This is a genomic window from Mesobacillus campisalis, from assembly GCF_000986785.1.
In the GTDB taxonomy this organism is placed as follows: Bacteria; Bacillota; Bacilli; order Bacillales; family Cytobacillaceae; genus Mesobacillus_B; species Mesobacillus_B campisalis.
Genome location: NZ_LAYY01000052.1, coordinates 1 through 6,838, shown reverse-complemented (window position 1 = coordinate 6,838; position 6,838 = coordinate 1). Strand labels below are relative to the sequence as shown.

At 46.6% G+C, this 6,838-nt stretch carries 5 protein-coding genes and 1 riboswitch; of the genes, 2 read left to right on the top strand and 3 right to left on the bottom strand.

What is annotated here, in order from left to right; all coding sequences use genetic code 11:
* The coding region (locus tag WQ57_RS22120) for an IS3 family transposase (protein WP_046525790.1) at nt 1–824 on the top strand (824 nt) is incomplete at its 5' end.
* 73 nt (nt 825–897) lie between these two features.
* On the opposite strand, the gene asnB is transcribed toward WQ57_RS22120, so the two are convergent.
* Both asnB and metK read right to left on the bottom strand, forming a co-directional pair.
* Nucleotides 898–2,793: an asparagine synthase (glutamine-hydrolyzing) gene (gene asnB / locus WQ57_RS22115; protein WP_046525890.1), complete on the bottom strand. Its 1,896-nt coding sequence runs from the start codon at nt 2,791–2,793 to the stop codon at nt 898–900.
* Nucleotides 2,794–3,166: 373 nt separating this feature from the next.
* Nucleotides 3,167–4,366: a methionine adenosyltransferase gene (gene metK, locus WQ57_RS22110; RefSeq protein ID WP_046525889.1), complete on the bottom strand. Its 1,200-nt coding sequence runs from the start codon at nt 4,364–4,366 to the stop codon at nt 3,167–3,169.
* A 181-nt stretch (nt 4,367–4,547) separates the two neighbouring features.
* Nucleotides 4,548–4,685, bottom strand: a riboswitch (SAM riboswitch).
* Nucleotides 4,686–4,939: 254 nt separating this feature from the next.
* Here metK and pckA point away from each other — a divergent pair.
* Entirely contained in the window at nt 4,940–6,526 is a 1,587-nt protein-coding gene (gene pckA / locus WQ57_RS22105; protein ID WP_046525888.1) for a phosphoenolpyruvate carboxykinase (ATP), read from the top strand.
* 72 nt (nt 6,527–6,598) lie between these two features.
* On the opposite strand, the gene WQ57_RS26915 is transcribed toward pckA, so the two are convergent.
* Nucleotides 6,599–6,838: hypothetical protein (locus WQ57_RS26915; RefSeq protein ID WP_046525887.1), on the bottom strand; the 240-nt coding region annotated here is incomplete at its 5' end.

Genomic DNA, 6,838 nt, shown 5'->3' with positions numbered 1-6,838 from the left:
AGATGGCTGGTGTAAGTAGAAGTGGTTATTACACCTGGATTAAGGCTGACCACAAGAGGGCTGAGAGGCTAGAAAATGATTGGAAGGATTATGAGTTAATCAAGGAAATCTTTGATTATAAGAAAGGGAGAGCCGGAACCCTTGTAATTAAGATGATTCTAGAGAACGATAAAAATGTAATAATGAATCATAAGAAGATCCGCCGGATTATGAGGAAATTCAACCTCGTAACGAAAATCAGGCAGATGAATCCCTATAGGAAAATGGCAAAGGCCAATCAGGAACACAAGGCTCTTCCAAACATACTCAATAGAGAGTTCGGACAGGATGTACCCGGCAAAGTATACCTTACAGACATCACCTATGTTTACTACGGATCCGGGCGTCCGGCTTACCTTTCATGTGTCAAAGACGTATCCACAAGGGAAATCGTCGCTTATCACCTGTCCACCAATCTTAAGATGGACATTGTTTATCATACACTGAAGAAACTAGGTCAATCTTTTAAGGGAATGGTCCATCCTGGTGCCATCCTCCATTCCGATCAGGGATTTCATTACACGCACCCTGAATTTCAGAAAAGGGTTAAGAAAATGAAGCTTATCCAGTCTATGTCCCGTAAGGGAAATTGTTGGGATAATGCTCCAATGGAATCCTTCTTTGGGCATTTTAAGGATGAAGTTGACTATGCGGAGTGCCAAACATTCAATGAGCTTAAAAGAATCATTGGAGGTTACATTGAGGAATACAATAACGAGCGTTATCAATGGACTCTAAATAAGATGACCCCGGCACAGTACCGGAGTCATCTGTTAGCTGCATAAAATTCTTACAGGTGCTTTTTTAAACCGTCCACTTTATAGGGCATAGTTCATGGAGACATGGGCGTTTTGTTTATCATGCTTGCAGGGATTTCTGCTTTTCATATTCTTTCTGGAACGAATACTTTTTCTCTACGTACACATCGTGCCAGAGCATGAACATCAATACAGTCCAGATTTTACGGCTGTTGTCGGCCTTATTCTGGCAATGGTCATCAAGGAGTTTCAACAGGTATGCTTTATTAATAAGATGGCCTGTGTCGCTTTCCTTAATCATATTCTTTGCCCACTCATTCATCTCATCCTTCAGCCAGTGGCGGATCGGCACAGGGAAGCCCAGCTTCTTGCGGTCAAGAACATGGGCAGGCACTACGCCTTCCGCAGCCTTCCGCAGGATGTACTTCGTTGTCCCGTTCGCCGTCTTCAGGCTTGTTGGAATTTTGGAAGCCGTCTCAAAGACTGCTTTGTCAAGGAAAGGTACGCGAAGTTCAAGCGAATGGGCCATCGTCATCTTGTCCGCCTTAAGCAGGATATCGCCTCGCATCCATGTATGAATGTCAATATACTGCATCCGGTCTACCGGGTCATAGCCCCTGCTTTCCTGGTAAAGCGGCTTGGTGATATCGGTATAGTCCAGTCCTTCCTGATACACATTCAGCAACTCGCGTTTTTCCTCTTCGGTGAACATTTTGGCATTGCCGATATAGCGTTCTTCCATCGGAGTGACTCCGCGCTCGATGAAGCTCTTGCCTTTCATCCCATCCGGCATGATTTTGGCAATACCTTTAAGGAGCGATTTGCCAGGAGCTGGAATCTTATTGAAGATTTCCAAATCCTGAGGCTCACGATAAATATTGTAGCCGCCAAACAACTCGTCAGCACCTTCGCCGGAAAGGACAACCGTTACATGCTTCCGGGCTTCACGGGCCACAAAATAAAGCGGTATGGCTGCCGGGTCGGCAAGCGGATCGTCCATATGCCACATGATTTTAGGCAGTTCTGCCATATATTCCTCAGGGGTTATGACATAGCTGATGTTTTCAACGCCAAGTTTGTCAGCTGTTTCTTTCGCAACATCAATTTCGCTGAAACCATTGCGTTCAAACCCTACCGAGAACGTCTTGATCGCCGGGTGGAACTCCTTGGCAATCGAGGCGATAATGGATGAATCGATCCCGCCGGAAAGGAAAGAACCAACTGGCACATCACTGCGCATATGGATTTTCACAGAGTCAAACAGTACGTCCCTGATTTCCTTAATATAATGATCTTCCGATTTCTGAACTGGCTGGAAATGGGCTTTCCAGTAGCGCTTGATTTCCATCTGGCCGCCAATTTTCTTGGTAAAATAATGGCCAGGTTCAAGCTTTTGGATTCCCTTTGACATTGTGTTCGGTTCAGGAACATATTGATAGGTCAGGTAATACTGAAGCGACTCATAGTCCAGGACATCGTTCTCCAGAGCAAGCAGGATGCTTTTCTTCTCGGACCCAAAGAATGTCCGGTCTCCATCAGCAAAATAGAAAAACGGCTTGATTCCAAACATGTCTCTTGCGCCATAAAGGGTTTGTTCCTCTTTGTCCCAAATCACAAACGCAAACATGCCGCGAAGCTTTTCAACTGCTTTTTCCTTAAGATGGCTGTATAACGCAATGATGACCTCGGTGTCGGAATGGGTTGCAAATTCAAGTCCCTCTTTCAGCAATTCCTCGCGAAGTTCAACATAATTGTAAATTTCCCCGTTAAAAATAATCCAATAACGTTCGTTTTCATAGGTCAAAGGCTGGGCGCCGCATTCAATGTCAATGATACTCAGGCGCCTGAAGCCGAATTGGATATGCTCGTCATAGAAATACCCGTCATCATCCGGGCCCCTGTGGGTAATGATATCATTCATATTCTTAAACAGCTCTTTTTGCGTGCTGCTGTATTCCTGTGCATTATCATGTACACAACCGATAAAACCACACATTATGTACGTCACCTACTCCATTTAAAAATTGTGAATGCAAAAAGCATACTCTCTATACTACCATTAATTGCTTTTAAATGACATGAAGGAAGGAGAAATTTTTCACGATGAAAATAAAGGAAGCTATTAAAGTTTACACGCTTTGGCGGCGGGTCAAACCAATTACCCATAATGATAGGACGAAAAACAAAAACGGGAGTTACATTTTTAAATGCAACTCCCTGCTTTTTGTAAGATTTTTGGGCACTTAGATAACTGTCCAGCTCCAGCGCCTAGCCCCTCGAGTCATAAGCCACTCCAGAATTGAAGGCAAAGAACGCCTTCTATTCTGGAGCGTCTTATGCTGGTCGGGGCTGAGCAAGGCGCTTACGCTTTATACCCCAGCTTGCTGGCGTAATGCATCTGCCTTGTCTGTGCGCTCCCAAGGGAGGTCGACATCAGTGCGGCCGAAGTGGCCGTATGCAGCTGTCTGCTTATAAATCGGCTTGCGCAGGTTAAGCATGTTGATGATGCCGGCAGGGCGAAGGTCGAAATTGCTGGATACCAGGTCAATTAAAACCTCTTCGCTCACTTTTCCTGTTCCGAACGTATCAACAGAGATGGATACAGGCTTGGCCACACCGATGGCATAAGCCAGCTGGACTTCCACTTTATCCGCCAGTCCTGCAGCTACAATATTCTTGGCTACATAGCGGGCAGCATAGGCCGCGGAACGGTCCACTTTTGTAGGATCCTTACCGGAGAATGCGCCGCCGCCATGGCGTGCATAGCCGCCGTAAGTATCAACAATGATCTTGCGTCCTGTCAAACCGGCATCTCCCTGAGGTCCGCCAATTACGAAACGGCCTGTCGGATTGATAAAGTATTTTGTATTTTCATCGATCAATTCTTGAGGAACGACCGGATTGATCACATGCTCCTTAAGATTGCGCTGAATCTGCTCAAGCGTTACTTCAGGATGATGCTGAGTGGAAATGACAATCGTATCAATTCTGACCGGCTTGTCATTTTCGTCATATTCCACAGTAACCTGTGTTTTCCCATCCGGGCGAAGGTAAGGAAGGATTTCCTCTTTACGGACTTCTGTCAGGCGGCGGGAAAGCTTGTGCGCCAATGAAATTGGCAAAGGCATAAGCTCTTTCGTTTCGTTGCAGGCGAAGCCGAACATTAAACCTTGGTCTCCTGCTCCAATTGCTTCAATTTCTTCATCGGTCATTTGGCCTTCACGGGCTTCAAGAGCCTGATCGACACCCATGGCGATATCGGCAGACTGCTCGTCAATGGAAGTCAGTACCGCGCATGTTTCCGAGTCAAATCCGTACTTGGCACGTGTATAGCCAATTTCTTTCACGGTTTCACGTACAATTTTTGGAATGTCCACATAAGTAGAAGTGGTGATTTCTCCTGCTACCAGCACCAATCCTGTTGTAACAGAAGTTTCTGCTGCAACGCGGGCATTGGCATCCTTGGACAGGATCGCATCCAGAATCGCGTCTGAGATCTGGTCGCAAATCTTGTCAGGATGACCCTCAGTGACTGATTCAGAAGTAAACAAACGGCGTCTTGTTGACATCTGATTTCCTCCTCTTGGCTATATAAACTATAACGCGAGTTCAAGTTGAACTCCGGATTGATACGGTACTCATTCCCTATGTAGTATGAAATAAACACTGAGATTTTATGAGAAAAATAACGCAAAATAAAAAACCTTCCCTGCTTGCCGAGGAAAGGTTCATGCACACAAGCGCCTTTCGCTCTTATCGTTCAAGGACTGTTTCCTTGCTTCAGGTTAGCACCTTCGCTTAAGGAGAATTCACCTTTCACAGGTATTTCTTCTACAGCAGGTTGCTGGGTTTCATTGGGCCTGTCCCTCCACCAGCTCGGGATAAGAGAGTATCCGTTCAAATCACAATCTTACCCAACCTCCAAAAAGAAGTCAACAATATTTTTTTAATCCAGCAGGCATTTGCCCTATTAAAAACACCCCAAATTAGGCGAAGGTCGTTTTGAGCAAAAAACTATTCTAAAAATGCAGTTTTTTTATCGCAATTAGTATAGATTAATCATATTAATGTGTTATACTATTTGTGAGATGGAAATGCTTTCAACTTCATTTAAACCATATAAAAAGGAAGGTATTCATCAGATGACCTATGTAAGCATCGAAAACGAAGTCACTCAATTGCTCGAAGGGGACAATATCAAGATCCAGCTGTCTGTCCCCCAGTTAGTTGAAAAGGTTCTGGCCCGCAAGGAAGGCACCCTCTCCGCCACTGGAGCCGTCTGTGCCTTGACAGGAAAGTACACGGGACGTTCTCCCGAGGATAAGTTTATCGTCAACGAACCTTCCGTCGCCGGCAAGATTGATTGGGGCCGGGTAAATAAGCCCATTTCCGAGGAGGTCTTTGCCAGCCTGTATTCAAAGGTCCTCCAGTATCTGAAGGAAAGGTCCGAAGTCTTTGTTTTTAAGGGATTTGCAGGGGCTGATAGAAAGTACCGCCTGCCCATTCAGGTAATCAATGAGTATGCCTGGCACAATCTCTTTGCCCATCAGCTGTTCATCCGGCCAGACGAGGAGGAACTTGCCGGTCACGAAGCTGGATTCACGGTGATTTCCGCTCCCGGATTCAAGGCGAATCCCGAAGTCGACGGCACTGCGTCCGAAACTTTCATCATCGTATCCTTCGAGAAACGGGTCGTCCTTATTGGCGGCACTGAGTATGCCGGAGAAATGAAAAAATCCATTTTCTCGGTGATGAATTACCTGCTCCCTGAAAGCAGTATCCTGTCCATGCACTGCTCAGCGAACGTCGGGCGTGAAGGTGACGTCGCCCTGTTCTTCGGTTTATCCGGAACGGGAAAGACGACCCTGTCAGCTGACAACAACAGGCGCCTGATTGGGGATGATGAGCATGGATGGTCGGCGAATGGGGTCTTTAATATTGAGGGCGGCTGCTATGCAAAATGCATCAACCTTTCTAAAGAAAAAGAACCGCAAATCTTCGATGCCATCCGCTTCGGGTCTGTGCTTGAGAATGTTGTCCTTGACCAGAACAGCCGGGAACCGGATTATGATGACAGCAGCCTGACCGAGAATACGAGGGCAGCCTATCCGATTCAGGCAATTGAAAATATTGTTGAGCCAAGTGTTGCGGGTCACCCAAATGCGATTATCTTTTTAACGGCGGATGCTTTTGGGGTACTTCCCCCGATTGCGAAACTGACAAAGGAACAAGCCATGTACCATTTCCTGAGCGGTTATACTTCCAAGCTGGCAGGAACGGAAAGAGGGATCACTTCCCCGCAGGCGACTTTCTCCACTTGCTTCGGCTCTCCATTCCTGCCGCTTCCGGCTACAAGGTATGCCGAAATGCTAGGTGAAAAGATCGATGAATACGGCGCACGCGTCTATCTGGTCAATACCGGCTGGACAGGCGGGGAGTACGGTGTCGGCAGCCGCATGAAGCTGGCCTATACCAGGGCAATGGTCCAGGCAGCACTTGAGGGTGAATTAAACGCAGTCGAAACGGTGAAGGACGAAATTTTCGGCCTTGATATTCCTCTCCATGTGCCTGGTGTGCCTGATGAGGTGCTCCAGCCAGTTAAAACCTGGCCAGATGCAGAAGCTTACCGTAAAAAAGCCCAGGAACTCGCGGCCCAATTCCGCGAAAACTTTCAAAAATTCACAGGCCTTGCAGCTGAAATAGAGGAAAAAGGCGGTCCTGTTGCATAAAACGGAGTTTATAAAAGGCGAGGGAATCCCTCGTCTTTTATTTTTAAGCCGAGACGATGCATTGGCGTAATTTTACTTGCTTTGGGAAGCATTTTTGCGCCAAGCCCCCGTATTGGCGTAATTTTCTCTGGACTCGGGAAGACTTTTTGCGCCAAGACCTCTTATTAACGCAATTTCTCCGGTCCCGGAAAAACTTTTTGCGCCAAGATCCTGCGTTAACGCAATTTCTCCAACCTCGGGAAGACTTTTTGCGCCAAGACCCTGCGTTAACGCAATTTCTCCACCATCGGGAAAACTTTTTGCGCCAAGACC